General features: G+C 46.7%; 16 protein-coding genes, 9 tRNA genes and 6 rRNA genes. All 31 read left to right on the forward strand.

Annotation, left to right across the window (positions count from 1 at the left end; genetic code table 11):
* Positions 1 to 2: 2 nt before the first annotated feature.
* Positions 3 to 896 (forward strand): peptidyl-prolyl cis-trans isomerase, encoded by an 894-nt coding sequence (locus tag KXZ66_RS00430; protein WP_219144754.1) that lies wholly within the window; start codon positions 3 to 5, stop codon positions 894 to 896.
* A gap of 75 nt (positions 897 to 971) precedes the next feature.
* Positions 972 to 1,898, forward strand: a complete 927-nt coding sequence (gene cysK / locus KXZ66_RS00435) for a cysteine synthase A (protein WP_003218399.1) — start codon at positions 972 to 974, stop codon at positions 1,896 to 1,898.
* A 166-nt stretch (positions 1,899 to 2,064) separates the two neighbouring features.
* Positions 2,065 to 3,477: an anthranilate synthase component I family protein gene (locus tag KXZ66_RS00440; RefSeq protein WP_015715110.1), complete on the forward strand. Its 1,413-nt coding sequence runs from the start codon at positions 2,065 to 2,067 to the stop codon at positions 3,475 to 3,477.
* Positions 3,478 to 3,490: 13 nt separating this feature from the next.
* Positions 3,491 to 4,075 (forward strand): aminodeoxychorismate/anthranilate synthase component II, encoded by a 585-nt coding sequence (pabA, locus tag KXZ66_RS00445; RefSeq protein WP_015715111.1) that lies wholly within the window; start codon positions 3,491 to 3,493, stop codon positions 4,073 to 4,075.
* Positions 4,075 to 4,956: an aminodeoxychorismate lyase gene (gene pabC / locus KXZ66_RS00450; protein WP_003226685.1), complete on the forward strand. Its 882-nt coding sequence runs from the start codon at positions 4,075 to 4,077 to the stop codon at positions 4,954 to 4,956. Before pabA ends, pabC begins: the two co-directional genes overlap by 1 nt.
* Complete coding sequence (folP, locus tag KXZ66_RS00455; protein WP_041850248.1) at positions 4,938 to 5,795, forward strand: dihydropteroate synthase; 858 nt, start codon at positions 4,938 to 4,940, stop codon at positions 5,793 to 5,795. Before pabC ends, folP begins: the two co-directional genes overlap by 19 nt.
* Entirely contained in the window at positions 5,788 to 6,150 is a 363-nt protein-coding gene (folB, locus tag KXZ66_RS00460) for a dihydroneopterin aldolase (protein ID WP_014478613.1), read from the forward strand. The genes folP and folB overlap by 8 nt, the downstream gene beginning before the upstream one ends.
* Positions 6,147 to 6,650 (forward strand): 2-amino-4-hydroxy-6-hydroxymethyldihydropteridine diphosphokinase, encoded by a 504-nt coding sequence (gene folK / locus KXZ66_RS00465; RefSeq protein WP_041850247.1) that lies wholly within the window; start codon positions 6,147 to 6,149, stop codon positions 6,648 to 6,650. The genes folB and folK overlap by 4 nt, the downstream gene beginning before the upstream one ends.
* Positions 6,602 to 6,811, forward strand: a complete 210-nt coding sequence (locus KXZ66_RS00470) for a helix-turn-helix domain-containing protein (RefSeq protein ID WP_003226678.1) — start codon at positions 6,602 to 6,604, stop codon at positions 6,809 to 6,811. Before folK ends, KXZ66_RS00470 begins: the two co-directional genes overlap by 49 nt.
* Before the next feature lie 23 nt (positions 6,812 to 6,834).
* Positions 6,835 to 7,836, forward strand: coding sequence for a tRNA dihydrouridine synthase DusB (dusB, locus tag KXZ66_RS00475; protein WP_014475588.1), 1,002 nt, complete (start codon positions 6,835 to 6,837; stop codon positions 7,834 to 7,836).
* Positions 7,837 to 7,927: 91 nt separating this feature from the next.
* Complete coding sequence (gene lysS, locus KXZ66_RS00480) at positions 7,928 to 9,427, forward strand: lysine--tRNA ligase (protein ID WP_134992061.1); 1,500 nt, start codon at positions 7,928 to 7,930, stop codon at positions 9,425 to 9,427.
* 309 nt (positions 9,428 to 9,736) lie between these two features.
* Positions 9,737 to 11,285: ribosomal RNA gene (locus KXZ66_RS00485) — 16S ribosomal RNA — on the forward strand.
* A gap of 170 nt (positions 11,286 to 11,455) precedes the next feature.
* A 23S ribosomal RNA gene (locus KXZ66_RS00490) occupies positions 11,456 to 14,379 on the forward strand.
* A 55-nt stretch (positions 14,380 to 14,434) separates the two neighbouring features.
* Positions 14,435 to 14,550 (forward strand): 5S ribosomal RNA (gene rrf, locus KXZ66_RS00495).
* A gap of 22 nt (positions 14,551 to 14,572) precedes the next feature.
* A tRNA-Val gene (locus KXZ66_RS00500) sits at positions 14,573 to 14,648 on the forward strand.
* A gap of 4 nt (positions 14,649 to 14,652) precedes the next feature.
* Positions 14,653 to 14,728, forward strand: a tRNA-Thr gene (locus tag KXZ66_RS00505).
* 36 nt (positions 14,729 to 14,764) lie between these two features.
* Positions 14,765 to 14,840: transfer RNA gene (locus KXZ66_RS00510), tRNA-Lys, on the forward strand.
* Positions 14,841 to 14,846: 6 nt separating this feature from the next.
* A tRNA-Leu gene (locus KXZ66_RS00515) sits at positions 14,847 to 14,929 on the forward strand.
* 40 nt (positions 14,930 to 14,969) lie between these two features.
* Positions 14,970 to 15,044, forward strand: a tRNA-Gly gene (locus KXZ66_RS00520).
* A 14-nt stretch (positions 15,045 to 15,058) separates the two neighbouring features.
* Positions 15,059 to 15,144: transfer RNA gene (locus KXZ66_RS00525), tRNA-Leu, on the forward strand.
* Positions 15,145 to 15,153: 9 nt separating this feature from the next.
* Positions 15,154 to 15,230 (forward strand) — tRNA-Arg (locus KXZ66_RS00530).
* A 27-nt stretch (positions 15,231 to 15,257) separates the two neighbouring features.
* A tRNA-Pro gene (locus tag KXZ66_RS00535) sits at positions 15,258 to 15,334 on the forward strand.
* 8 nt (positions 15,335 to 15,342) lie between these two features.
* Positions 15,343 to 15,418, forward strand: a tRNA-Ala gene (locus KXZ66_RS00540).
* 172 nt (positions 15,419 to 15,590) lie between these two features.
* A 16S ribosomal RNA gene (locus tag KXZ66_RS00545) occupies positions 15,591 to 17,139 on the forward strand.
* A gap of 170 nt (positions 17,140 to 17,309) precedes the next feature.
* A 23S ribosomal RNA gene (locus KXZ66_RS00550) occupies positions 17,310 to 20,237 on the forward strand.
* Between the two features lie 55 nt (positions 20,238 to 20,292).
* Positions 20,293 to 20,408: ribosomal RNA gene (gene rrf / locus KXZ66_RS00555) — 5S ribosomal RNA — on the forward strand.
* Together the 16S, 23S and 5S rRNA genes with 9 tRNA genes alongside form the textbook arrangement of a ribosomal RNA operon.
* Positions 20,409 to 20,648: 240 nt before the next feature.
* Positions 20,649 to 21,113 carry a transcriptional regulator CtsR gene (gene ctsR / locus KXZ66_RS00560; protein WP_003225724.1) on the forward strand — a complete coding sequence of 155 codons (465 nt, stop codon included), beginning with the start codon at positions 20,649 to 20,651 and terminating at the stop codon, positions 21,111 to 21,113.
* A 13-nt stretch (positions 21,114 to 21,126) separates the two neighbouring features.
* The gene (gene mcsA, locus KXZ66_RS00565; protein WP_015252993.1) at positions 21,127 to 21,684 is read left to right on the forward strand and encodes a protein-arginine kinase activator protein McsA; all 558 of its coding nucleotides are present in this window, start codon (positions 21,127 to 21,129) and stop codon (positions 21,682 to 21,684) included.
* Positions 21,684 to 22,775 carry a protein-arginine kinase McsB gene (locus tag KXZ66_RS00570; RefSeq protein WP_021482008.1) on the forward strand — a complete coding sequence of 364 codons (1,092 nt, stop codon included), beginning with the start codon at positions 21,684 to 21,686 and terminating at the stop codon, positions 22,773 to 22,775. Before mcsA ends, KXZ66_RS00570 begins: the two co-directional genes overlap by 1 nt.
* Positions 22,772 to 25,204 carry an ATP-dependent protease ATP-binding subunit ClpC gene (gene clpC, locus KXZ66_RS00575; RefSeq protein WP_014475592.1) on the forward strand — a complete coding sequence of 811 codons (2,433 nt, stop codon included), beginning with the start codon at positions 22,772 to 22,774 and terminating at the stop codon, positions 25,202 to 25,204. The genes KXZ66_RS00570 and clpC overlap by 4 nt, the downstream gene beginning before the upstream one ends.
* A 91-nt stretch (positions 25,205 to 25,295) precedes the next feature.
* Positions 25,296 to 26,672 (forward strand): DNA repair protein RadA, encoded by a 1,377-nt coding sequence (gene radA / locus KXZ66_RS00580; RefSeq protein ID WP_015252992.1) that lies wholly within the window; start codon positions 25,296 to 25,298, stop codon positions 26,670 to 26,672.
* Positions 26,673 to 26,674 lie beyond the last annotated feature (2 nt).

Consider the following 26,674-nt stretch of genomic DNA (forward strand, 5'->3'; position numbering starts at 1 on the left):
GTTTGAAATCAAGAACAATCTGGACCATTATTTTAGGGGCGCTGTTGGTTTGCTGTATTGCTGTTGCATATACGCTGACGAAATCCCAAGCCGGCGCATCGTCATCCGGTGAGTCTATTGCGACTATCGGGGGCAAGAGTGTGACAAGAGAAGAATGGCTGAAAGAAATGGAAGATCAGTATGGTAAGTCAATGCTTGAAGATATGATCAATGTCCGAGTTGTTGAGCAGCTGGCTAAAAAAAACAACCTTAAAATATCCAAAAGCGAAGTTGATCGTGAGTTTTTGCTGATTAAAGCGGTCAATAATTCCTTTTACGAAGATGAACATACGACGGAGAAAGAGTGGAAAGACCAAATTCGTTATAATATCCTCCTTGAGGAATTGTTAACAAGGGATATCGATATCTCAAACAAAGAATTGAAATCATTCTATAATAAAAATAAGGAACTATATCAGTTTGATGATTCGTATCGAATTCGGCACATTGTTGTAAAAGATGAAGAAGAAGCGAGAGAAGTCCTGAAAGAACTGAAAGGCGGATCAAGCTTTGAAGCTGTCGCTGCTGAAAGATCCACTGACAGATATACATCACCATACGGCGGAGATTTAGGTTTTGTCACAGAGGCATCAGACAACATTCCATCAGCATACATTGAAGAGGCGAAAACAATCAAAGAGGATGAATGGTCTCAGGAACCAATAAAGGTCAGCAACGGATATGCCATTATCCAGCTGAAAGAAAAACTAAAGGCAAGAACGTTCTCATTTGATGAAGTAAAGGGCCAGATCAGACGGCAAATCGCAATGGATCAGCTAGGCGATAAAGCGACAGTTAAGACACTTTGGAAAGAAGCCGATGTATCTTGGTTTTATGGGGAAAAAAGTACTAAGTGATTGACAAAAAATTTTGAAATTGATAGATTATATACATAATACCAATACAAATAGTCGGAAATTGAGGTGTCGAGAATGGTACGTGTAGCAAACTCCATTACTGAATTAATTGGGAATACGCCAATCGTTAAATTAAATCGCCTTGCAGATGAAAACAGTGCGGATGTATATCTAAAACTTGAATACATGAACCCTGGAAGCAGTGTAAAAGACCGTATCGGTTTAGCCATGATTGAAGCGGCTGAAAAAGAAGGAAAATTAAAAGCCGGTGATACAATCATTGAACCGACAAGCGGAAATACTGGAATCGGGCTTGCAATGGTTGCTGCTGCTAAAGGATTAAAAGCTATTTTGGTTATGCCTGATACAATGAGCATGGAGCGCCGCAACCTTCTTCGCGCATACGGTGCTGAGCTTGTGCTGACTCCTGGTGCGGAAGGCATGAAAGGTGCCATTAAGAAAGCTGAAGAGCTTGCTGAAAAGCACGGATACTTTGTGCCGCAGCAGTTTAACAACCCTTCTAACCCAGAAATTCACCGCCAAACAACGGGTAAAGAAATCGTTGAGCAATTCGGTGATGACCAGCTTGACGCATTTGTAGCCGGAATCGGAACGGGCGGAACGATTACGGGAGCGGGTGAAGTGCTGAAGGAAGCATACCCTTCCATCAAGATTTACGCTGTTGAACCGTCAGATTCCCCAGTGCTTTCAGGAGGAAAACCAGGCCCCCACAAAATTCAGGGAATCGGAGCTGGATTCGTGCCGGACATCTTAAACACTGAAGTATATGATGAAATCTTTCCTGTGAAGAATGAAGAAGCATTCGAATATGCCCGCAGAGCTGCACGTGAAGAAGGAATTCTCGGAGGCATCTCATCAGGTGCGGCAATTTATGCTGCTCTTCAAGTAGCAAAAAAACTCGGAAAAGGCAAAAAAGTATTGGCCATCATTCCAAGTAACGGCGAACGTTATCTAAGCACGCCGCTGTATCAATTCGATTAAAAAAAGCCAAAACTCCCGGTCCGCCGGGAGTTTTTTTATATTTCGTGCATCAAATATGCCATGTCTGCGACGAATGTTATTCTTGGAAGAGAAATTCACTTTTTTCACTAACAACATTGCTTTACAATTAAAAACAAGTAAAAAAGAAAATAGAGGAATGATACAAATGGCACAACGCAGACCGGCAGGCAAAAAAGTACCTTTTCAAAAAGACTCATTCTTACAACAATTTGAGAAACTTGCGCAATCCCGAAAACATCATGTACTTCTCGAAAGTGCAAGAGGCGGCAGATACAGTATAGCCGGTCTTGATCCAATTGCGACTGTGAAAGGAAAAGACGGAATAACTACAATTAAGCATGGTGATGAGATGCTGTTTAAAGAAGGTGATCCATTACGGGCCTTCCACAGCTGGTTTAAAACGCTGGAAACAGAAACGAATCATGAGTTCCCTGACTTTCAAGGCGGGGCAATCGGGTTTCTCAGCTATGATTACGCACGGTACATTGAAAATTTTAAAATGCTCTCATTAGATGATCTAGAAACACCAGATATTTATTTTCTTGTTTTTGATGATATAGCAGTTTATGACCATCAAGAAGAGTCTCTATGGCTGATTACTCATGTTAATGGTTCTGATCATGAAACAGCGGATGTGAGGCTATCTGAGTTAGAGCAGATGTGGCTGACTGAGCTTCCCGCTGTCTCTTCGCGAAAGATGAAGCATGAAACAGATGGTTCCTTCGCGGCGCCATTTACCGAGGATGGGTTCTCACAAGCTGTAGAGAAAATCAAACAATACATTGCCAGCGGAGATGTGTTTCAAGTCAATCTATCAATAAGGCAGTCACAGTCACTGTCTGCCCACCCATATCAAATTTACAAAACCTTGAGAGAAGTAAATCCTTCTCCTTATATGGCGTATTTAGAAACACCTGATTTCCAAATCATTTGCGGATCGCCTGAACTGCTTGTCAGCAAAAAGGGCAAGCTATTAGAGACGAGACCGATTGCGGGCACCCGTTCCAGAGGGAAAACAAATGAAGAAGACGAGGCGCTTGCAAACGAATTGATACACAATGAAAAAGAACGCGCGGAACATGTCATGCTGGTTGATCTTGAGCGAAATGATCTGGGAAGAGTATCACGGTACGGGTCTGTGCGCGTAAATGAATTCATGGCAATTGAAAAATACTCGCATGTGATGCACATTGTGTCTAATGTCCAAGGTGAACTGCAGGATGGGTATGACGCTGTAGATATTATTCATGCTGTGTTTCCCGGAGGAACCATTACTGGTGCACCGAAAGTAAGAACGATGGAAATTATAGAAGAACTTGAGCCGACACGCCGAGGGCTTTATACTGGATCTATAGGGTGGTTTGGATATAATCACGATCTGCAGTTTAATATTGTCATTCGAACCATTTATGCAACCGGAGGGCAGGCATTTATGCAGTCCGGCGCAGGAGTTGTGATTGATTCTGTTCCGAAGCACGAATACAAGGAATCATTCAAAAAAGCTTTTGCGATGCAAAGAGCATTAGAGCTGAGCAAAGAAGAGACAAAAATTAGATGAGGTGAGCGGAGAAATGATTTTAATGATTGATAACTACGATTCATTCACGTACAACTTGGTACAGTATTTGGGCGAGCTTGGGGAAGAGCTGGTTGTGAAACGCAATGACAGCATCACAATCGAAGAAATTGAAGAACTGTCTCCGGACTTTCTGATGATATCTCCTGGACCGTGCAGCCCTGATGAGGCGGGAATCAGTCTCGAAGCAATTAAACATTTCGCAGGGAAAATTCCTATTTTCGGTGTATGTCTCGGACATCAGTCCATCGCACAAGTGTTCGGCGGTGATGTTGTTAGGGCAGAACGGCTTATGCACGGGAAAACCTCGGATATCGAGCATGACGGCAAAACCATTTTTGAAGGGTTGAAAAACCCCCTTGTTGCGACGCGATACCACTCGCTGATCGTAAAACCTGAGACGCTGCCAAACTGTTTTACAGTAACAGCACAAACGAAAGAAGGAGAAATCATGGCTATTCGCCACAATGACCTCCCGATAGAGGGCGTGCAATTTCACCCAGAGTCTATTATGACCTCCTTTGGGAAAGAAATGCTCAGAAATTTTATTGAGACATATCGCAAGGAAGTTATTGCGTGATGATATATGTGAACGGCCGGTATATGGAGGAGAAAGATGCAGTTCTTTCTCCTTTTGACCATGGGTTTTTATATGGGATCGGTGTTTTCGAAACCTTCAGGCTCTACGAAGGCTGCCCGTTTTTGCTTGATTGGCATATAGAAAGGCTTGAACGCGCGCTTAAGGATCTGCAAATCGAATATACTGTTTCAAAGCATGAGATCCTTGAGATGCTGGACAAGCTGCTTAAGCTAAATGATATCAAGGATGGCAATGCCCGCGTCAGACTGAACATATCAGCGGGAATCAGCGATAAAGGCTTTGTCGCCCAGACGTACGATAAGCCGACCGTTTTATGCTTTGTGAATCAGCTGAAACCAGAAAGTCTTCCTTTGCAAAAAGAAGGAAAGGTTTTATCGATACGGAGAAACACTCCAGAGGGATCGTTCCGGTTAAAATCTCATCATTATCTAAATAATATGTATGCGAAACGGGAAATTGGAAATGATCCGCGTGTCGAGGGAATTTTCTTAACGGAGGATGGAGCTGTTGCAGAGGGTATCATATCTAATGTCTTCTGGAGAAAAGGTCGCTGTATCTATACGCCATCGCTTGATACCGGTATTCTGGACGGCGTCACGAGACGTTTTATCATAGAAAATGCAAAGAATATCGGCCTGGAGCTCAAAACGGGCCGATATGAGCTAGAAGCTCTCTTGACAGCTGACGAAGCGTGGATGACGAACTCGGTTCTTGAAATCATCCCGTTTACTAAAATAGAAGAAGTAAACTATGGAAGCCAAAGCGGAGAAGCAACCTCCGCTCTTCAATTGTTATACAAAAAAGAAATAAAGAACATGATGTATGAAAAGGGAGGAAGAGCATGGCGCAGCACACAATAGATCAAACACAAGTAATCCACACTAAGCCCAGCGCTTTATCATATAAAGAGAAGACGCTGGTGATGGGAATTTTAAACGTAACGCCTGACTCTTTCTCGGACGGCGGAAAATATGACAGCTTGGACAAGGCGCTGCTGCACGCGAAAGAGATGATCGATGATGGTGCCCATATCATTGATATCGGAGGGGAATCGACAAGGCCTGGCGCTGAGTGCGTATCTGAGGATGAGGAGATGTCCAGAGTCATTCCGGTGATTGAGCGGATTACGAAAGAGCTTGGTGTTCCTATTTCTGTAGACACGTACAAGGCTTCTGTCGCAGATGAAGCAGTGAAAGCCGGTGCATCCATTATCAATGATATTTGGGGAGCCAAACATGATCCGAAGATGGCTTCCGTTGCAGCTGATCATAATGTTCCAATTGTTCTCATGCATAACCGCCCTGAAAGAAACTACAATGACTTATTGCCGGATATGCTGTCGGACTTAATGGAGAGTGTAAAAATTGCTGTTAAGGCCGGAGTAGACGAGAAGAACATTATTCTTGATCCCGGTATCGGTTTCGCGAAAACCTATCACGATAACTTGGCAGTGATGAACAAACTAGAGATTTTCAGCGGATTGGGATATCCGGTTCTTCTGGCAACCTCCCGAAAAAGATTCATCGGACGTGTTCTGGATCTTCCGCCTGAGGAGCGGGCTGAGGGCACAGGCGCGACTGTGTGTCTCGGCATTCAAAAAGGCTGTGACATTGTCAGGGTCCATGATGTAAAGCAAATTGCCAGAATGGCGAAAATGATGGACGCGATGCTGAATAAGGGAGGGGTGCACCATGGATAAAGTTTATGTAGAAGGTATGGAGTTTTACGGATATCACGGTGTGTTCAAAGAAGAAAACAAACTTGGCCAGCGGTTTAAAGTCGATTTAACCGCTGAGCTGGATTTAAGCAAAGCCGGACAAACAGACGACCTTGAGCAAACGATCAACTATGCTGAGCTCTATCACGTATGTAAAGATATCGTGGAAGGGGAGCCTGTAAAATTGGTAGAAACGCTGGCGGAACGTATTGCTGGCACTGTTCTCGAAAAATTTCAGCCTGTTCAGCAATGTACGGTGAAAGTGATTAAGCCAGACCCGCCAATTCCCGGACACTATAAATCAGTAGCAATTGAAATTACGAGAAAAAAGTCATGAACAACATAGCTTATATTGCACTTGGATCTAATATTGGAGATAGAGAAACGTATTTAAGGCAAGCAGTGGCTTTACTGCATCAGCATGCTGCGGTGACAGTCACTAAAGTGTCGTCTATTTACGAAACTGACCCGGTCGGATACGAAGATCAAGCTCAATTTTTGAATATGGCTGTTGAAATCAAGACATCACTGAACCCTTTTGAACTACTTGAACTGACGCAGCAGATAGAAAATGAATTAGGCAGAACAAGGGAATTAAGATGGGGGCCGCGGACGGCAGACCTTGACATTTTGTTATTTAATCGTGAAAATATTGAAACAGAGCAACTAATTGTTCCGCATCCGAGAATGTATGAGCGTTTGTTTGTCCTTGCGCCGCTTGCGGAAATTTGCCAGCAGGTTGAAAAAGAGGCTACAAGCGCCGAAACAGACCAAGAAGGTGTAAGAGTATGGAAGCAGAAATCTGGGGTAGACGAATTCGTGCATTCAGAAAGCTGAAAGGTTATACTCAAGAAGGTTTTGCAAAAGCATTAGGTATATCAGTTTCTATTCTCGGCGAAATTGAACGCGGAAACCGATTGCCGTCAGCTGCCATCATTCAAGATGCAGCTGATGTTTTAAATATAAGTGCGGACGAATTGGCGCCGCCAGAAAAATAGAACAAATGAAAGGAGGAGAAAAATTGTTCAAAATCGGAGATATTCAATTGAAAAACCGGGTTGTGCTCGCACCTATGGCTGGTGTCTGCAACTCTGCGTTCAGATTGACTGTAAAGGAATTCGGAGCCGGATTGGTATGCGCTGAAATGGTCAGTGACAAAGCGATCCTTTACAACAATGCAAGAACAATGGGTATGCTTTATATTGATGAACGCGAGAAACCACTGAGCCTTCAAATTTTCGGAGGAAAAAAGGAAACCCTTGTGGAAGCGGCGAAGTTTGTAGACCAAAACACAACTGCTGATATCATTGATATTAACATGGGATGTCCCGTGCCGAAGATTACAAAATGCGATGCGGGAGCCAAATGGCTTCTCGACCCTGATAAGATTTACGAAATGGTTTCTGCAGTAGTGGATGCTGTTAATAAACCAGTTACAGTGAAAATGAGAATGGGCTGGGATGAAGACCACATTTTCGCAGTGAAAAATGCACAGGCTGTAGAACGTGCGGGCGGTAAAGCAGTGGCGCTTCACGGCCGTACGAGAGTGCAGATGTACGAAGGAACGGCAAACTGGGATATCATCAAAGAAGTTAAACAATCAGTATCGATTCCGGTTATCGGAAACGGCGATGTTAAGACACCGCAGGATGCTAAGCGTATGCTCGATGAGACAGGAGTAGACGGGGTCATGATCGGACGCGCTGCATTGGGCAACCCGTGGATGATTTACCGTACGGTTCAGTATCTTGAAACAGGTGAATTAAAAGAAGAGCCGCAAGTACGCGAAAAAATGGCCGTATGCAAACTGCATCTTGACCGCCTGATTGACTTAAAAGGTGAAAACGTAGCGGTAAGAGAAATGAGAAAGCACGCTGCATGGTATCTGAAAGGCGTGAAAGGCAATGCGAACGTTCGTAATGAAATCAATCATTGCGAGACGAGAGAAGAGTTTGTACAGCTTTTAGATGCATTTACGGTTGAAGTTGAGGCAAAAGAGCTTCAAAATGCAAAAGTAGGATAATACTCACCTCTATTTGCTGCTCACTGCTAGTTTTACGCTGGCAGTTTTTCTGCTTTTTTCATGAAACAATATCTGTAATGGAGTGATAACAATGAGTCAAGAAGAGCATAACCATGAAGAATTGAATGATCAGCTGCAAGTCAGACGCGATAAAATGAATCAGCTGAGAGATAACGGCATCGATCCATTCGGCGCACGTTTTGAAAGAACTCATCAGTCTCAAGAAGTTATTTCGGCATATCAAGATCTAACCAAAGAAGAGTTAGAAGAAAAAGCTATTGAAGTTACAATCGCAGGCCGCATGATGACAAAACGCGGCAAAGGAAAAGCCGGCTTTGCCCATCTTCAGGATTTAGAAGGCCAAATCCAAATCTACGTAAGAAAAGACAGTGTCGGTGACGACCAATATGAAATCTTCAAGTCTTCTGACCTCGGTGATCTTATCGGCGTAACCGGAAAAGTCTTCAAAACAAATGTAGGCGAATTGTCCGTTAAAGCAACTTCCTTTGAATTGCTGACAAAAGCGCTTCGTCCGCTTCCTGACAAATACCATGGTTTAAAAGACGTTGAGCAGCGCTACCGTCAGCGCTACCTGGATCTTATCGTAAACCCAGACAGCAAACATACGTTCATTACACGAAGCAAGATCATTCAAGCTATGAGAAGATACCTTGATGATCATGGATACTTAGAAGTAGAAACACCTACAATGCACAGCATTCCTGGGGGAGCTTCTGCGCGTCCGTTTATCACTCACCACAACGCGTTAGACATTCCACTCTATATGCGTATTGCTATCGAACTGCACCTAAAACGTCTAATTGTCGGCGGTTTAGAAAAAGTATATGAAATCGGCCGTGTTTTCCGTAACGAAGGTGTCTCTACACGCCATAACCCTGAATTTACAATGATTGAGTTATATGAAGCATATGCGGACTATAAAGATATCATGAGCTTAACTGAAAACCTTGTCGCTCATATCGCCCAAGAAGTGCTTGGCACAACTACGATTCAATACGGGGAAGAGCAAATCGACCTTAAACCGGAGTGGAAAAGAATCCATATGGTTGACGCAGTCAAAGAAGCGACCGGCGTTGATTTCTGGGAAGAGGTTACTGTTGAACAGGCGCGTGAATATGCAAAAGAACATGGTGTAGAAATTAAAAATTCTATGACAGTAGGCCATATCATCAACGAATTCTTCGAGCAAAAAATTGAAGAAACGCTTATTCAGCCAACGTTTATTTACGGGCATCCTGTAGAAATTTCTCCTCTTGCTAAGAAAAACCCTGAGGACCCGCGTTTTACAGACCGTTTTGAGCTGTTTATCGTTGGCCGTGAACATGCCAACGCGTTTACAGAGCTGAATGATCCTATTGATCAAAGAGAACGGTTTGAAGCGCAATTAAAAGAGCGTGAAGCCGGTAATGATGAAGCTCATTTAATGGATGAAGACTTTGTTGAAGCTCTGGAATACGGTATGCCGCCAACAGGAGGTTTAGGCATCGGTATCGACCGTCTGGTTATGCTGCTGACGAATGCCCCTTCTATTCGCGATGTGCTGTTATTCCCGCAAATGAGACAACGCTAATAAAGAAGAGCGGTATCCTCCATAGGGAAAGGATGCCGCTCTTTTTAAATTCCTTAGTATTTCTTCAAAAAAACTATTGCACTATTATTTACTAGGTGGTATAATATTATTCGTTGCCGCTAAACAAGGCGATAACGAAAAAAAGAAATCAAAAAAAGTTATTGACTTCACTGAGTCAACGAGTTATAATAATAAAGTCGCTTGAACGAAGTGAATAAAATGATCTTTGAAAACTAAACAAGACAAAACGTACCTGTTAATTCAGTTTTTAAAAATCGCACAGCAATGTGCGTAGTCAGTCAAACTACTTTATCGGAGAGTTTGATCCTGGCTCAGGACGAACGCTGGCGGCGTGCCTAATACATGCAAGTCGAGCGGACAGATGGGAGCTTGCTCCCTGATGTTAGCGGCGGACGGGTGAGTAACACGTGGGTAACCTGCCTGTAAGACTGGGATAACTCCGGGAAACCGGGGCTAATACCGGATGGTTGTTTGAACCGCATGGTTCAAACATAAAAGGTGGCTTCGGCTACCACTTACAGATGGACCCGCGGCGCATTAGCTAGTTGGTGAGGTAACGGCTCACCAAGGCAACGATGCGTAGCCGACCTGAGAGGGTGATCGGCCACACTGGGACTGAGACACTGCCAGACTCCTACGGGAGGCAGCAGTAGGGAATCTTCCGCAATGGACGAAAGTCTGACGGAGCAACGCCGCGTGAGTGATGAAGGTTTTCGGATCGTAAAGCTCTGTTGTTAGGGAAGAACAAGTACCGTTCGAATAGGGCGGTACCTTGACGGTACCTAACCAGAAAGCCACGGCTAACTACGTGCCAGCAGCCGCGGTAATACGTAGGTGGCAAGCGTTGTCCGGAATTATTGGGCGTAAAGGGCTCGCAGGCGGTTTCTTAAGTCTGATGTGAAAGCCCCCGGCTCAACCGGGGAGGGTCATTGGAAACTGGGGAACTTGAGTGCAGAAGAGGAGAGTGGAATTCCACGTGTAGCGGTGAAATGCGTAGAGATGTGGAGGAACACCAGTGGCGAAGGCGACTCTCTGGTCTGTAACTGACGCTGAGGAGCGAAAGCGTGGGGAGCGAACAGGATTAGATACCCTGGTAGTCCACGCCGTAAACGATGAGTGCTAAGTGTTAGGGGGTTTCCGCCCCTTAGTGCTGCAGCTAACGCATTAAGCACTCCGCCTGGGGAGTACGGTCGCAAGACTGAAACTCAAAGGAATTGACGGGGGCCCGCACAAGCGGTGGAGCATGTGGTTTAATTCGAAGCAACGCGAAGAACCTTACCAGGTCTTGACATCCTCTGACAATCCTAGAGATAGGACGTCCCCTTCGGGGGCAGAGTGACAGGTGGTGCATGGTTGTCGTCAGCTCGTGTCGTGAGATGTTGGGTTAAGTCCCGCAACGAGCGCAACCCTTGATCTTAGTTGCCAGCATTCAGTTGGGCACTCTAAGGTGACTGCCGGTGACAAACCGGAGGAAGGTGGGGATGACGTCAAATCATCATGCCCCTTATGACCTGGGCTACACACGTGCTACAATGGACAGAACAAAGGGCAGCGAAACCGCGAGGTTAAGCCAATCCCACAAATCTGTTCTCAGTTCGGATCGCAGTCTGCAACTCGACTGCGTGAAGCTGGAATCGCTAGTAATCGCGGATCAGCATGCCGCGGTGAATACGTTCCCGGGCCTTGTACACACCGCCCGTCACACCACGAGAGTTTGTAACACCCGAAGTCGGTGAGGTAACCTTTTAGGAGCCAGCCGCCGAAGGTGGGACAGATGATTGGGGTGAAGTCGTAACAAGGTAGCCGTATCGGAAGGTGCGGCTGGATCACCTCCTTTCTAAGGATATTATACGGAATATAAGACCTTGGGTCTTATAAACAGAACGTTCCCTGTCTTGTTTAGTTTTGAAGGATCATTCCTTCGAAACGTGTTCTTTGAAAACTAGATAACAGTAGACATCACATTCAATTAGTAACACAAGATATCACATAGTGATTCTTTTTAACGGTTAAGTTAGAAAGGGCGCACGGTGGATGCCTTGGCACTAGGAGCCGATGAAGGACGGGACGAACACCGATATGCTTCGGGGAGCTGTAAGCAAGCTTTGATCCGGAGATTTCCGAATGGGGAAACCCACCACTCGTAATGGAGTGGTATCCATATCTGAATTCATAGGATATGAGAAGGCAGACCCGGGGAACTGAAACATCTAAGTACCCGGAGGAAGAGAAAGCAAATGCGATTCCCTGAGTAGCGGCGAGCGAAACGGGATTAGCCCAAACCAAGAGGCTTGCCTCTTGGGGTTGTAGGACACTCTGTACGGAGTTACAAAGGAACGAGGTAGATGAAGAGGTCTGGAAAGGCCGCCATAGGAGGTAACAGCCCTGTAGTCAAAACTTCGTTCTCTCCTGAGTGGATCCTGAGTACGGCGGAACACGTGAAATTCCGTCGGAATCCGGGAGGACCATCTCCCAAGGCTAAATACTCCCTAGTGACCGATAGTGAACCAGTACCGTGAGGGAAAGGTGAAAAGCACCCCGGAAGGGGAGTGAAAGAGATCCTGAAACCGTGTGCCTACAAGTAGTCAGAGCCCGTTAACGGGTGATGGCGTGCCTTTTGTAGAATGAACCGGCGAGTTACGATCCCGTGCAAGGTTAAGCAGAAGATGCGGAGCCGCAGCGAAAGCGAGTCTGAATAGGGCGCATGAGTACGTGGTCGTAGACCCGAAACCAGGTGATCTACCCATGTCCAGGGTGAAGTTCAGGTAACACTGAATGGAGGCCGAACCCACGCACGTTGAAAAGTGCGGGGATGAGGTGTGGGTAGGGGTGAAATGCCAATCGAACCTGGAGATAGCTGGTTCTCTCCGAAATAGCTTTAGGGCTAGCCTCAAGGTAAGAGTCTTGGAGGTAGAGCACTGATTGGACTAGGAGCCCTACCGGGTTACCGAATTCAGTCAAACTCCGAATGCCAATGACTTATCCTTGGGAGTCAGACTGCGAGTGATAAGATCCGTAGTCGAAAGGGAAACAGCCCAGACCGCCAGCTAAGGTCCCAAAGTATACGTTAAGTGGAAAAGGATGTGGAGTTGCTTAGACAACCAGGATGTTGGCTTAGAAGCAGCCACCATTTAAAGAGTGCGTAATAGCTCACTGGTCGAGTGACTCTGCGCCGAAAATGTACCGGGGCTAAACGTATCACCGAAGCTGCGGACTGTTCTTCGAACAGTGGTAGGAGAGCGTTCTAAGGGCTGTGAAGCCAGACCGGAAGGACTGGTGGAGCGCTTAGAAGTGAGAATGCCGGTATGAGTAGCGAAAGAGGGGTGAGAATCCCCTCCACCGAATGCCTAAGGTTTCCTGAGGAAGGCTCGTCCGCTCAGGGTTAGTCGGGACCTAAGCCGAGGTACGAAAGGCGTAGGCGATGGACAACAGGTTGATATTCCTGTACCACCTCCTCACCATTTGAGCAATGGGGGGACGCAGGAGGATAGGGTAAGCGCGGTATTGGATATCCGCGTCCAAGCAGTTAGGCTGGGAAATAGGCAAATCCGTTTCCCATAAGGCTGAGCTGTGATGGCGAGCGAAATATAGTAGCGAAGTTCCTGATTCCACACTGCCAAGAAAAGCCTCTAGCGAGGTGAGAGGTGCCCGTACCGCAAACCGACACAGGTAGGCGAGGAGAGAATCCTAAGGTGATCGAGAGAACTCTCGTTAAGGAACTCGGCAAAATGACCCCGTAACTTCGGGAGAAGGGGTGCTCTGTTAGGGTGCAAGCCCGAGAGAGCCGCAGTGAATAGTCCAGGCGACTGTTTAGCAAAAACACAGGTCTCTGCGAAGCCGTAAGGCGAAGTATAGGGGCTGACGCCTGCCCGGTGCTGGAAGGTTAAGAGGAGCGCTTAGCGTAAGCGAAGGTGCGAATTGAAGCCCCAGTAAACGGCGTACGTAACTATAACGGTCCTAAGGTAGCGAAATTCCTTGTCGGGTAAGTTCCGACCCGCACGAAAGGCGCAACGATCTGGGCACTGTCTCAACGAGAGACTCGGTGAAATTATAGTACCTGTGAAGATGCAGGTTACCCGCGACAGGACGGAAAGACCCCGTGGAGCTTTACTGCAGCCTGATATTGAATGTTGGTACAGCTTGTACAGGATAGGTAGGAGCCTTGGAAACCGGAGCGCCAGCTTCGGTGGAGGCATCGGTGGGATACTACCCTGGCTGTATTGACCTTCTAACCCGCCGCCCTTATCGGGCGGGGAGACAGTGTCAGGTGGGCAGTTTGACTGGGGCGGTCGCCTCCTAAAAGGTAACGGAGGCGCCCAAAGGTTCCCTCAGAATGGTTGGAAATCATTCGCAGAGTGTAAAGGCACAAGGGAGCTTGACTGCGAGACCTACAAGTCGAGCAGGGACGAAAGTCGGGCTTAGTGATCCGGTGGTTCCGCATGGAAGGGCCATCGCTCAACGGATAAAAGCTACCCCGGGGATAACAGGCTTATCTCCCCAAGAGTCCACATCGACGGGGAGGTTTGGCACCTCGATGTCGGCTCATCGCATCCTGGGGCTGTAGTCGGTCCCAAGGGTTGGGCTGTTCGCCCATTAAAGCGGTACGCGAGCTGGGTTCAGAACGTCGTGAGACAGTTCGGTCCCTATCCGTCGCGGGCGCAGGAAATTTGAGAGGAGCTGTCCTTAGTACGAGAGGACCGGGATGGACGCACCGCTGGTGTACCAGTTGTTCTGCCAAGGGCATCGCTGGGTAGCTATGTGCGGACGGGATAAGTGCTGAAAGCATCTAAGCATGAAGCCCCCCTCAAGATGAGATTTCCCATTCCGCAAGGAAGTAAGATCCCTGAAAGATGATCAGGTTGATAGGTCTGAGGTGGAAGTGTGGCGACACATGGAGCTGACAGATACTAATCGATCGAGGACTTAACCATATTTTTGAATGATGTCACACCTGTTATCTAGTTTTGAGAGAACACTCTCAATTTGTTTGGTGGCGATAGCGAAGAGGTCACACCCGTTCCCATACCGAACACGGAAGTTAAGCTCTTCAGCGCCGATGGTAGTCGGGGGTTTCCCCCTGTGAGAGTAGGACGCCGCCAAGCAATTGCACGTTAGTGCAATTATGGAGGATTAGCTCAGCTGGGAGAGCATCTGCCTTACAAGCAGAGGGTCGGCGGTTCGAGCCCGTCATCCTCCACCATTATGCCGGTGTAGCTCAATTGGTAGAGCAACTGACTTGTAATCAGTAGGTTGGGGGTTCAAGTCCTCTTGCCGGCACCACTTTTATATGATATAATACTCAAGTCTCTTGTAGAAGAGCCATTAGCTCAGTTGGTAGAGCATCTGACTTTTAATCAGAGGGTCGAAGGTTCGAGTCCTTCATGGCTCACCATTTTACGCGGGTGTGGCGGAATTGGCAGACGCGCTAGACTTAGGATCTAGTGTCTTTATGACGTGGGGGTTCAAGTCCCTTCACCCGCATTATATAGGATAACAGTTAGAAAAACTGGACATCCTGTCTGCGGAAGTAGTTCAGTGGTAGAACACCACCTTGCCAAGGTGGGGGTCGCGGGTTCGAATCCCGTCTTCCGCTCCAACTATACCATCCACGCCGGGGTGGTGGAATTGGCAGACACACAGGACTTAAAATCCTGCGGTAGGTGACTACCGTGCCGGTTCAAGTCCGGCCCTCGGCATTATGTTTTGCGCCCGTAGCTCAATTGGATAGAGCGTTTGACTACGGATCAAAAGGTTAGGGGTTCGACTCCTCTCGGGCGCGCCATATCTTTTAATAGAATAGATAGGAAATCGGGAAGTAGCTCAGCTTGGTAGAGCACATGGTTTGGGACCATGGGGTCGCAGGTTCGAATCCTGTCTTCCCGACCATTTTTTATGGGGCCTTAGCTCAGCTGGGAGAGCGCCTGCTTTGCACGCAGGAGGTCAGCGGTTCGATCCCGCTAGGCTCCACCAAAAGTTTTTTAAAAAAGTTATTGACTTTGAAGAAGTGACGTTGTATACTAATAAAGTTGCTTTAACAAAGCGGACAAACAAAATGATCTTTGAAAACTAAACAAGACAAAACGTACCTGTTAATTCAGTTTTTAAAAATCGCACAGCAATGTGCGTAGTCAGTCAAACTACTTTATCGGAGAGTTTGATCCTGGCTCAGGACGAACGCTGGCGGCGTGCCTAATACATGCAAGTCGAGCGGACAGATGGGAGCTTGCTCCCTGATGTTAGCGGCGGACGGGTGAGTAACACGTGGGTAACCTGCCTGTAAGACTGGGATAACTCCGGGAAACCGGGGCTAATACCGGATGGTTGTTTGAACCGCATGGTTCAAACATAAAAGGTGGCTTCGGCTACCACTTACAGATGGACCCGCGGCGCATTAGCTAGTTGGTGAGGTAACGGCTCACCAAGGCAACGATGCGTAGCCGACCTGAGAGGGTGATCGGCCACACTGGGACTGAGACACTACCAGACTCCTACGGGAGGCAGCAGTAGGGAATCTTCCGCAATGGACGAAAGTCTGACGGAGCAACGCCGCGTGAGTGATGAAGGTTTTCGGATCGTAAAGCTCTGTTGTTAGGGAAGAACAAGTACCGTTCGAATAGGGCGGTACCTTGACGGTACCTAACCAGAAAGCCACGGCTAACTACGTGCCAGCAGCCGCGGTAATACGTAGGTGGCAAGCGTTGTCCGGAATTATTGGGCGTAAAGGGCTCGCAGGCGGTTTCTTAAGTCTGATGTGAAAGCCCCCGGCTCAACCGGGGAGGGTCATTGGAAACTGGGGAACTTGAGTGCAGAAGAGGAGAGTGGAATTCCACGTGTAGCGGTGAAATGCGTAGAGATGTGGAGGAACACCAGTGGCGAAGGCGACTCTCTGGTCTGTAACTGACGCTGAGGAGCGAAAGCGTGGGGAGCGAACAGGATTAGATACCCTGGTAGTCCACGCCGTAAACGATGAGTGCTAAGTGTTAGGGGGTTTCCGCCCCTTAGTGCTGCAGCTAACGCATTAAGCACTCCGCCTGGGGAGTACGGTCGCAAGACTGAAACTCAAAGGAATTGACGGGGGCCCGCACAAGCGGTGGAGCATGTGGTTTAATTCGAAGCAACGCGAAGAACCTTACCAGGTCTTGACATCCTCTGACAATCCTAGAGATAGGACGTCCCCTTCGGGGGCAGAGTGACAGGTGGTGCATGGTTGTCGTCAGCTCGTGTCGTGAGATGTTGGGTTAAGTCCCGCAACGAGCGCAACCCTTGATCTTAGTTGCCAGCATTCAGTTGGGCACTCTAAGGTGACTGCCGGTGACAAACCGGAGGAAGGTGGGGATGACGTCAAATCATCATGCCCCTTATGACCTGGGCTACACACGTGCTACAATGGACAGAACAAAGGGCAGCGAAACCGCGAGGTTAAGCCAATCCCACAAATCTGTTCTCAGTTCGGATCGCAGTCTGCAACTCGACTGCGTGAAGCTGGAATCGCTAGTAATCGCGGATCAGCATGCCGCGGTGAATACGTTCCCGGGCCTTGTACACACCGCCCGTCACACCACGAGAGTTTGTAACACCCGAAGTCGGTGAGGTAACCTTTTAGGAGCCAGCCGCCGAAGGTGGGACAGATGATTGGGGTGAAGTCGTAACAAGGTAGCCGTATCGGAAGGTGCGGCTGGATCACCTCCTTTCTAAGGATATTATACGGAATATAAGACCTTGGGTCTTATAAACAGAACGTTCCCTGTCTTGTTTAGTTTTGAAGGATCATTCCTTCGAAACGTGTTCTTTGAAAACTAGATAACAGTAGACATCACATTCAATTAGTAACACAAGATATCACATAGTGATTCTTTTTAACGGTTAAGTTAGAAAGGGCGCACGGTGGATGCCTTGGCACTAGGAGCCGATGAAGGACGGGACGAACACCGATATGCTTCGGGGAGCTGTAAGCAAGCTTTGATCCGGAGATTTCCGAATGGGGAAACCCACCACTCGTAATGGAGTGGTATCCATATCTGAATTCATAGGATATGAGAAGGCAGACCCGGGGAACTGAAACATCTAAGTACCCGGAGGAAGAGAAAGCAAATGCGATTCCCTGAGTAGCGGCGAGCGAAACGGGATTAGCCCAAACCAAGAGGCTTGCCTCTTGGGGTTGTAGGACACTCTGTACGGAGTTACAAAGGAACGAGGTAGATGAAGAGGTCTGGAAAGGCCGCCATAGGAGGTAACAGCCCTGTAGTCAAAACTTCGTTCTCTCCTGAGTGGATCCTGAGTACGGCGGAACACGTGAAATTCCGTCGGAATCCGGGAGGACCATCTCCCAAGGCTAAATACTCCCTAGTGACCGATAGTGAACCAGTACCGTGAGGGAAAGGTGAAAAGCACCCCGGAAGGGGAGTGAAAGAGATCCTGAAACCGTGTGCCTACAAGTAGTCAGAGCCCGTTAACGGGTGATGGCGTGCCTTTTGTAGAATGAACCGGCGAGTTACGATCCCGTGCAAGGTTAAGCAGAAGATGCGGAGCCGCAGCGAAAGCGAGTCTGAATAGGGCGCATGAGTACGTGGTCGTAGACCCGAAACCAGGTGATCTACCCATGTCCAGGGTGAAGTTCAGGTAACACTGAATGGAGGCCCGAACCCACGCACGTTGAAAAGTGCGGGGATGAGGTGTGGGTAGGGGTGAAATGCCAATCGAACCTGGAGATAGCTGGTTCTCTCCGAAATAGCTTTAGGGCTAGCCTCAAGGTAAGAGTCTTGGAGGTAGAGCACTGATTGGACTAGGGGCCCCTACCGGGTTACCGAATTCAGTCAAACTCCGAATGCCAATGACTTATCCTTGGGAGTCAGACTGCGAGTGATAAGATCCGTAGTCGAAAGGGAAACAGCCCAGACCGCCAGCTAAGGTCCCAAAGTATACGTTAAGTGGAAAAGGATGTGGAGTTGCTTAGACAACCAGGATGTTGGCTTAGAAGCAGCCACCATTTAAAGAGTGCGTAATAGCTCACTGGTCGAGTGACTCTGCGCCGAAAATGTACCGGGGCTAAACGTATCACCGAAGCTGCGGACTGTTCTTCGAACAGTGGTAGGAGAGCGTTCTAAGGGCTGTGAAGCCAGACCGGAAGGACTGGTGGAGCGCTTAGAAGTGAGAATGCCGGTATGAGTAGCGAAAGAGGGGTGAGAATCCCCTCCACCGAATGCCTAAGGTTTCCTGAGGAAGGCTCGTCCGCTCAGGGTTAGTCGGGACCTAAGCCGAGTACGAAAGGCGTAGGCGATGGACAACAGGTTGATATTCCTGTACCACCTCCTCACCATTTGAGCAATGGGGGGACGCAGGAGGATAGGGTAAGCGCGGTATTGGATATCCGCGTCCAAGCAGTTAGGCTGGGAAATAGGCAAATCCGTTTCCCATAAGGCTGAGCTGTGATGGCGAGCGAAATATAGTAGCGAAGTTCCTGATTCCACACTGCCAAGAAAAGCCTCTAGCGAGGTGAGAGGTGCCCGTACCGCAAACCGACACAGGTAGGCGAGGAGAGAATCCTAAGGTGATCGAGAGAACTCTCGTTAAGGAACTCGGCAAAATGACCCCGTAACTTCGGGAGAAGGGGTGCTCTGTTAGGGTGCAAGCCCGAGAGAGCCGCAGTGAATAGGCCCAGGCGACTGTTTAGCAAAAACACAGGTCTCTGCGAAGCCGTAAGGCGAAGTATAGGGGCTGACGCCTGCCCGGTGCTGGAAGGTTAAGAGGAGCGCTTAGCGTAAGCGAAGGTGCGAATTGAAGCCCCAGTAAACGGCGGTACGTAACTATAACGGTCCTAAGGTAGCGAAATTCCTTGTCGGGTAAGTTCCGACCCGCACGAAAGGCGCAACGATCTGGGCACTGTCTCAACGAGAGACTCGGTGAAATTATAGTACCTGTGAAGATGCAGGTTACCCGCGACAGGACGGAAAGACCCCGTGGAGCTTTACTGCAGCCTGATATTGAATGTTGGTACAGCTTGTACAGGATAGGTAGGAGCCTTGGAAACCGGAGCGCCAGCTTCGGTGGAGGCATCGGTGGGATACTACCCTGGCTGTATTGACCTTCTAACCCGCCGCCCTTATCGGGCGGGGAGACAGTGTCAGGTGGGCAGTTTGACTGGGGCGGTCGCCTCCTAAAAGGTAACGGAGGCGCCCAAAGGTTCCCTCAGAATGGTTGGAAATCATTCGCAGAGTGTAAAGGCACAAGGGAGCTTGACTGCGAGACCTACAAGTCGAGCAGGGACGAAAGTCGGGCTTAGTGATCCGGTGGTTCCGCATGGAAGGTACATCGCTCAACGGATAAAAGCTACCCCGGGGATAACAGGCTTATCTCCCCCAAGAGTCCACATCGACGGGGAGGTTTGGCACCTCGATGTCGGCTCATCGCATCCTGGGGCTGTAGTCGGTCCCAAGGGTTGGGCTGTTCGCCCATTAAAGCGGTACGCGAGCTGGGTTCAGAACGTCGTGAGACAGTTCGGTCCCTATCCGTCGCGGGCGCAGGAAATTTGAGAGGAGCTGTCCTTAGTACGAGAGGACCGGGATGGACGCACCGCTGGTGTACCAGTTGTTCTGCCAAGGGCATCGCTGGGTAGCTATGTGCGGACGGGATAAGTGCTGAAAGCATCTAAGCATGAAGCCCCCCTCAAGATGAGATTTCCCATTCCGCAAGGAAGTAAGATCCCTGAAAGATGATCAGGTTGATAGGTCTGAGGTGGAAGTGTGGCGACACATGGAGCTGACAGATACTAATCGATCGAGGACTTAACCATATTTTTGAATGATGTCACACCTGTTATCTAGTTTTGAGAGAACACTCTCAATTTGTTTGGTGGCGATAGCGAAGAGGTCACACCCGTTCCCATACCGAACACGGAAGTTAAGCTCTTCAGCGCCGATGGTAGTCGGGGGTTTCCCCCTGTGAGAGTAGGACGCCGCCAAGCAAGCTTAAACCCAGCTCATTGAGCTGGGTTTTTTGTATTTTGGTTTATTGGTATCATAAAATTCCACTTAACTGTATAATATAATAACTTTATACCGAATTTTAAATCAGCAATCAGGTTTTGTGGACCGGGAAAATGGAAATAATAAAGGATAGAGCGAGAAAGTTGAAAATTCTCGAGAAACGGCTTATAGTAAGATTATAGTCAAATATAGTCAAAGTCAGTAAAGGAGGGGGTTGAGTGGGACATAATATTTCTGACATCATTGAACAATATTTAAAACGAGTGTTAGATCAAAATGGCAAGGAAATTTTAGAGATTAAACGAAGTGAAATTGCAGATAAATTTCAATGCGTTCCTTCCCAAATAAATTATGTCATCAACACCAGATTTACAAGCGAAAGAGGATATATTGTTGAGAGCAAACGCGGGGGCGGCGGTTACATCAGAATCATTAAAATTAAAATGAACAATGAAGTTGTCCTGATCAATAATATAATTTCTCAAATTAATACCCATTTGTCTCAAGCAGCCTCTGATGACATTATTTTAAGGCTATTAGAAGACAAGGTAATTTCAGAAAGAGAAGCAAAAATGATGGTCAGCGTAATGGACCGCTCAGTTTTACACATTGACTTACCTGAACGTGATGAATTAAGAGCGAGAATGATGAAGGCAATGCTGACTTCTTTAAAATTAAAATAAGCGGGTGAAAAGATTGATTTGTCAAGAGTGCCACGAGAGACCAGCCACTTTTCACTTTACAAAGGTTGTTAACGGAGAAAAAATAGAAGTTCATATTTGTGAACAATGTGCCAAAGAAAATAGTGATTCATATGGTATAAGTGCAAATCAGGGTTTCTCTATTCATAATTTACTTTCGGGTTTACTGAACATGGATTCTTCATTTCAAAATGCAGGAACTCAAATGTTCAGTCACTCGGAGCAAATATCTGCTTGTCCGAAATGCGGAATGACTTTTCAGCAATTCAGAAAAATTGGCCGTTTTGGATGTTCTGAATGTTACAAAACATTTCATAGCAACATTACACCAATCCTACGTAAAGTGCACAGCGGAAACACTGTGCATGCAGGTAAGATACCGAAACGAATAGGCGGCAATCTTCATGTCAGACGGCAGATTGATATGCTAAAAAAGGAATTAGAATCCTTAATCCATCAAGAAGAATTTGAAAATGCAGCTCATGTAAGAGATCAAATTCGTTCATTAGAACAATCACTCAAAAGTACAGATAGTGAGGAGGAACAGGAGTAATGTCGCTAAAGCATTTTATTCAGGACGCACTAAGCAGTTGGATGAAGCAGAAAGGACCTGAAAGTGACATTGTACTCAGCAGCCGCATACGTTTAGCAAGGAACTTTGAGCATATTCGGTTCCCTACGCGGTATTCCAATGAAGAAGCCTCATCCATCATACAGCAATTTGAAGATCAGTTTTCAGAGCAAGAAATTCCCGAAATCGGCAAATTTGTTTTGATTAGAATGAATGATGCACAGCCTTTAGAGAAGCGTGTACTTGTTGAAAAACATCTAATCAGTCCGAATTTGACAGAGTCTCCTTTTGGCGGCTGTTTGCTTTCTGAAAATGAGGAAGTAAGCGTCATGCTAAATGAAGAGGACCATATTAGAATTCAGTGTCTTTTCCCTGGATTTCAGCTTTTAGAAGCAATGAAAGCCGCAAACCAGGTCGACGACTGGATTGAAGAAAAAGTTGATTATGCATTCAATGAGCAAAGAGGATACTTAACCAGCTGTCCTACAAACGTAGGTACAGGTTTAAGGGCTTCGGTCATGATGCATCTGCCGGCACTGGTTTTAACTAGGCAAATAAATCGAATTATACCGGCAATTAATCAATTAGGCTTAGTTGTTAGAGGAATTTATGGGGAAGGCAGCGAAGCAGTAGGGAATATCTTTCAAATTTCAAATCAGATCACGCTTGGTAAGTCAGAGCAGGATATTGTAGAGGATCTTAACAGTGTTGCTGCTCAGTTGATTGAACAAGAACGATCTGCCCGAGAAGCGATTTATCAAACTTCTAAAATCGAACTTGAGGATCGGGTATATCGGTCTTATGGGGTCTTGTCTAATTGCCGGATGATAGAATCGAAAGAAACTGCAAAGTGCCTTTCAGATGTTCGGTTAGGCATAGACCTAGGCATTATAAAAGGACTTTCAAGCAACATACTTAACGAACTTATGATTTTGACGCAGCCAGGATTTTTACAGCAATACTCGGGAGGCGCTTTGCGTCCGAACGAAAGGGACATTCGAAGAGCGGCTCTCATCAGAGAACGGCTTCACTTAGAAATGAATGGGAAAAGACAGGAGGATGAATCGATATGATGTTTGGAAGATTTACAGAACGAGCTCAAAAAGTACTGGCGCTAGCACAGGAAGAAGCACTTCGGTTAGGTCATAATAACATTGGCACTGAGCATATTTTATTAGGACTGGTAAGAGAAGGAGAGGGCATTGCTGCTAAAGCTCTTCAAGCGCTTGGACTCGGTTCAGATAAAATTCAGAAAGAAGTAGAAAGTTTGATCGGGCGCGGGCAGGAAATGTCTCAAACGATTCATTATACTCCTAGAGCTAAAAAAGTCATTGAGCTTTCAATGGATGAGGCAAGAAAACTCGGTCATTCTTATGTTGGAACAGAACATATTCTTCTTGGTCTGATTCGTGAAGGAGAAGGTGTTGCTGCGAGAGTTCTGAATAATCTCGGTGTCAGCTTAAATAAAGCAAGACAGCAGGTGCTCCAGCTTCTAGGAAGTAATGAAACAGGATCATCAGCGGCAGGAACAAACAGCAATGCGAATACGCCTACGCTCGACAGCTTGGCAAGAGACTTAACTGCTATTGCGAAGGAAGACAGCCTTGACCCTGTAATCGGCAGAAGCAAGGAGATCCAGCGTGTCATTGAAGTGTTAAGCCGCAGAACGAAAAACAACCCTGTTCTCATTGGGGAACCAGGTGTAGGTAAAACGGCTATCGCAGAAGGTTTGGCACAGCAAATTATCAATAATGAAGTGCCCGAAATTTTGCGTGATAAACGTGTGATGACATTAGACATGGGAACAGTTGTTGCCGGCACAAAATACCGTGGAGAATTTGAGGATCGCCTGAAGAAGGTCATGGATGAAATTCGCCAGGCAGGAAATATCATTCTATTCATCGATGAGCTCCATACATTAATCGGGGCAGGCGGAGCAGAAGGTGCTATTGATGCATCTAATATTTTAAAACCTTCACTTGCTCGCGGTGAACTCCAATGTATTGGTGCAACGACTCTTGATGAGTACCGTAAATATATTGAAAAAGATGCAGCACTGGAACGCCGTTTTCAGCCGATTCAGGTTGATCAGCCATCTGTAGATGAAAGTATTCAAATTTTACAAGGTCTGCGTGACAGATACGAAGCCCACCACCGCGTTTCTATCACTGATGATGCCATTGAAGCTGCGGTTAAGCTTTCTGACAGATATATTTCTGACCGCTTCCTTCCGGATAAAGCAATTGACTTGATCGATGAAGCGGGTTCAAAGGTGAGACTGCGCTCATTTACAACGCCTCCTAACTTAAAAGAGCTTGAGCAGAAGCTTGATGAGGTTCGTAAAGAGAAGGATGCGGCAGTGCAAAGCCAAGAGTTTGAAAAAGCTGCTTCCTTGCGTGATACTGAACAACGCCTGCGCGAGCAAGTAGAGGATACGAAGAAATCATGGAAAGAGAAGCAAGGGCAGGAAAACTCAGAGGTTACTGTGGATGATATTGCGATGGTTGTATCCAGCTGGACTGGTGTGCCTGTATCTAAAATCGCCCAAACTGAAACTGATAAGCTTCTCAATATGGAAAACATTCTTCATTCCCGCGTCATCGGCCAGGATGAAGCAGTTGTAGCTGTTGCAAAAGCCGTCAGACGTGCGAGAGCAGGATTGAAAGATCCTAAACGCCCAATCGGCTCATTCATTTTCTTAGGCCCTACAGGTGTAGGTAAAACAGAGCTTGCACGAGCACTCGCTGAATCCATTTTTGGCGATGAAGAATCCATGATCAGAATTGATATGTCTGAATACATGGAAAAACACTCAACTTCAAGACTTGTTGGTTCACCTCCGGGATATGTGGGATATGATGAAGGCGGTCAATTGACAGAGAAAGTCAGAAGAAAACCTTACTCTGTCGTGCTTCTTGATGAGATCGAGAAAGCGCACCCTGATGTCTTCAATATCCTTCTGCAAGTTCTTGAAGACGGACGATTGACTGATTCTAAAGGACGCACAGTCGATTTCCGCAATACCATTCTGATCATGACATCAAACGTCGGAGCAAGTGAGCTGAAACGCAATAAATATGTCGGCTTTAACGTTCAGGATGAAACTCAAAATCATAAAGACATGAAAGACAAAGTGATGGGTGAATTAAAACGAGCGTTCAGACCTGAGTTCATCAACCGTATCGATGAAATCATTGTCTTCCATTCACTTGAGAAAAAACATCTTACTGAAATTGTGTCATTAATGTCTGATCAATTAACGAAACGCTTGAAAGAACAAGATCTTTCTATCGAATTGACAGATGCAGCAAAAGCGAAAGTCGCGGAAGAGGGCGTTGACCTGGAATACGGTGCCCGTCCGTTAAGAAGAGCGATCCAAAAACATGTCGAGGATCGTTTATCTGAAGAACTCCTCAGAGGAAATATTCATAAAGGACAGCATATTGTTCTTGATGTAGAAGATGGCGAATTTGTCGTAAAAACGACTGCTAAAACGAATTAATATAGAAGACGGGAATGAGGCATACAGCATGTAAGTGTATGCCTCACTTTCATATCAAGAAATAGAACAAGGGAGAGGTCTTACACTATATATGGCTAAAACAAAATCGAAATTCATCTGCCAATCCTGCGGCTACGAGTCTCCAAAATGGATGGGAAAATGTCCGGGCTGCGGTGCTTGGAATACAATGGTGGAAGAAATGATTAAAAAAGCACCGGCCAATCGGAGAGCGGCTTTTTCTCATTCTGTTCAAACTGTACAGAAACCTTCACCTATTACATCAATCGAAACATCAGAAGAACCCCGCGTCAAAACCCAGCTTGGCGAGTTTAACAGAGTACTCGGCGGAGGTGTCGTTAAAGGCTCCCTCGTTTTAATTGGCGGTGATCCTGGTATCGGAAAGTCAACGCTATTACTGCAGGTTTCCGCTCAATTATCAGGCTCATCAAACAGTGTCCTGTATATTTCGGGAGAAGAATCTGTAAAGCAAACGAAGCTGCGAGCAGACCGTCTTGGCATTAATAATCCGTCACTACATGTTTTATCTGAAACCGATATGGAGTATATTTCGTCTGCTATACAAGAGATGAATCCAGCGTTTGTCGTTGTTGACTCTATTCAAACGGTTTACCAAAGCGATATTACATCGGCTCCAGGCAGTGTGTCACAGGTCAGAGAATGTACTGCTGAGCTGATGAAAATCGCAAAAACAAAAGGTATTCCGATTTTTATCGTAGGGCACGTGACGAAAGAAGGGTCTATTGCAGGTCCGAGACTGTTGGAGCATATGGTTGACACTGTTTTATATTTTGAAGGAGAACGCCACCATACTTTCCGTATTTTGCGGGCTGTAAAAAACCGTTTCGGATCTACAAACGAAATGGGCATTTTCGAAATGCGGGAAGAGGGGCTCACTGAGGTTTTGAATCCTTCGGAAATTTTCTTAGAAGAACGCTCTGCTGGTTCCGCAGGTTCGAGTATCACTGCCTCTATGGAGGGCACTAGACCGATTCTCGTTGAAATTCAGGCGCTCATCTCGCCAACAAGCTTTGGCAACCCAAGGCGTATGGCAACGGGAATAGACCATAACAGGGTTTCTCTGTTAATGGCTGTGTTAGAAAAAAGAGTAGGGCTGCTGCTGCAAAATCAGGATGCATATTTGAAAGTGGCTGGCGGCGTTAAGCTTGATGAACCGGCAATTGATCTTGCCATTGCGATTAGTATCGCATCAAGCTTTAGAGACACACCTCCAAATCCTGCAGATTGCTTTATTGGAGAAGTGGGATTAACCGGAGAAGTCCGGCGGGTTTCAAGAATTGAACAGCGTGTGAAAGAAGCGGCAAAGCTTGGTTTTAAACGGATGATCATACCCGCGGCAAATCTGGATGGATGGACAAAACCAAAAGGGATTGAGGTTATCGGAGTAGCAAATGTTGCAGAAGCGCTTCGTACTTCATTAGGAGGATAATA

It is taken from the genome of Bacillus sp. LJBS17, from assembly GCF_019334685.1.
Classification (GTDB): Bacteria; Bacillota; Bacilli; order Bacillales; family Bacillaceae; genus Bacillus; species Bacillus subtilis.

Coding starts and splice junctions, on each gene's coding strand:
- cysK (WP_003218399.1), top strand. CDS start 972: ATGGTACGTGTAGCAAACTCCATTACTGAATTAATTGGGAATACGCCA.
- KXZ66_RS00440 (WP_015715110.1), top strand. CDS start 2,065: ATGGCACAACGCAGACCGGCAGGCAAAAAAGTACCTTTTCAAAAAGAC.
- pabA (WP_015715111.1), top strand. CDS start 3,491: ATGATTTTAATGATTGATAACTACGATTCATTCACGTACAACTTGGTA.
- pabC (WP_003226685.1), top strand. CDS start 4,075: ATGATATATGTGAACGGCCGGTATATGGAGGAGAAAGATGCAGTTCTT.
- folP (WP_041850248.1), top strand. CDS start 4,938: ATGGCGCAGCACACAATAGATCAAACACAAGTAATCCACACTAAGCCC.
- folB (WP_014478613.1), top strand. CDS start 5,788: ATGGATAAAGTTTATGTAGAAGGTATGGAGTTTTACGGATATCACGGT.
- folK (WP_041850247.1), top strand. CDS start 6,147: ATGAACAACATAGCTTATATTGCACTTGGATCTAATATTGGAGATAGA.
- KXZ66_RS00470 (WP_003226678.1), top strand. CDS start 6,602: ATGGAAGCAGAAATCTGGGGTAGACGAATTCGTGCATTCAGAAAGCTG.
- lysS (WP_134992061.1), top strand. CDS start 7,928: ATGAGTCAAGAAGAGCATAACCATGAAGAATTGAATGATCAGCTGCAA.
- KXZ66_RS00570 (WP_021482008.1), top strand. CDS start 21,684: ATGTCGCTAAAGCATTTTATTCAGGACGCACTAAGCAGTTGGATGAAG.
- clpC (WP_014475592.1), top strand. CDS start 22,772: ATGATGTTTGGAAGATTTACAGAACGAGCTCAAAAAGTACTGGCGCTA.
- radA (WP_015252992.1), top strand. CDS start 25,296: ATGGCTAAAACAAAATCGAAATTCATCTGCCAATCCTGCGGCTACGAG.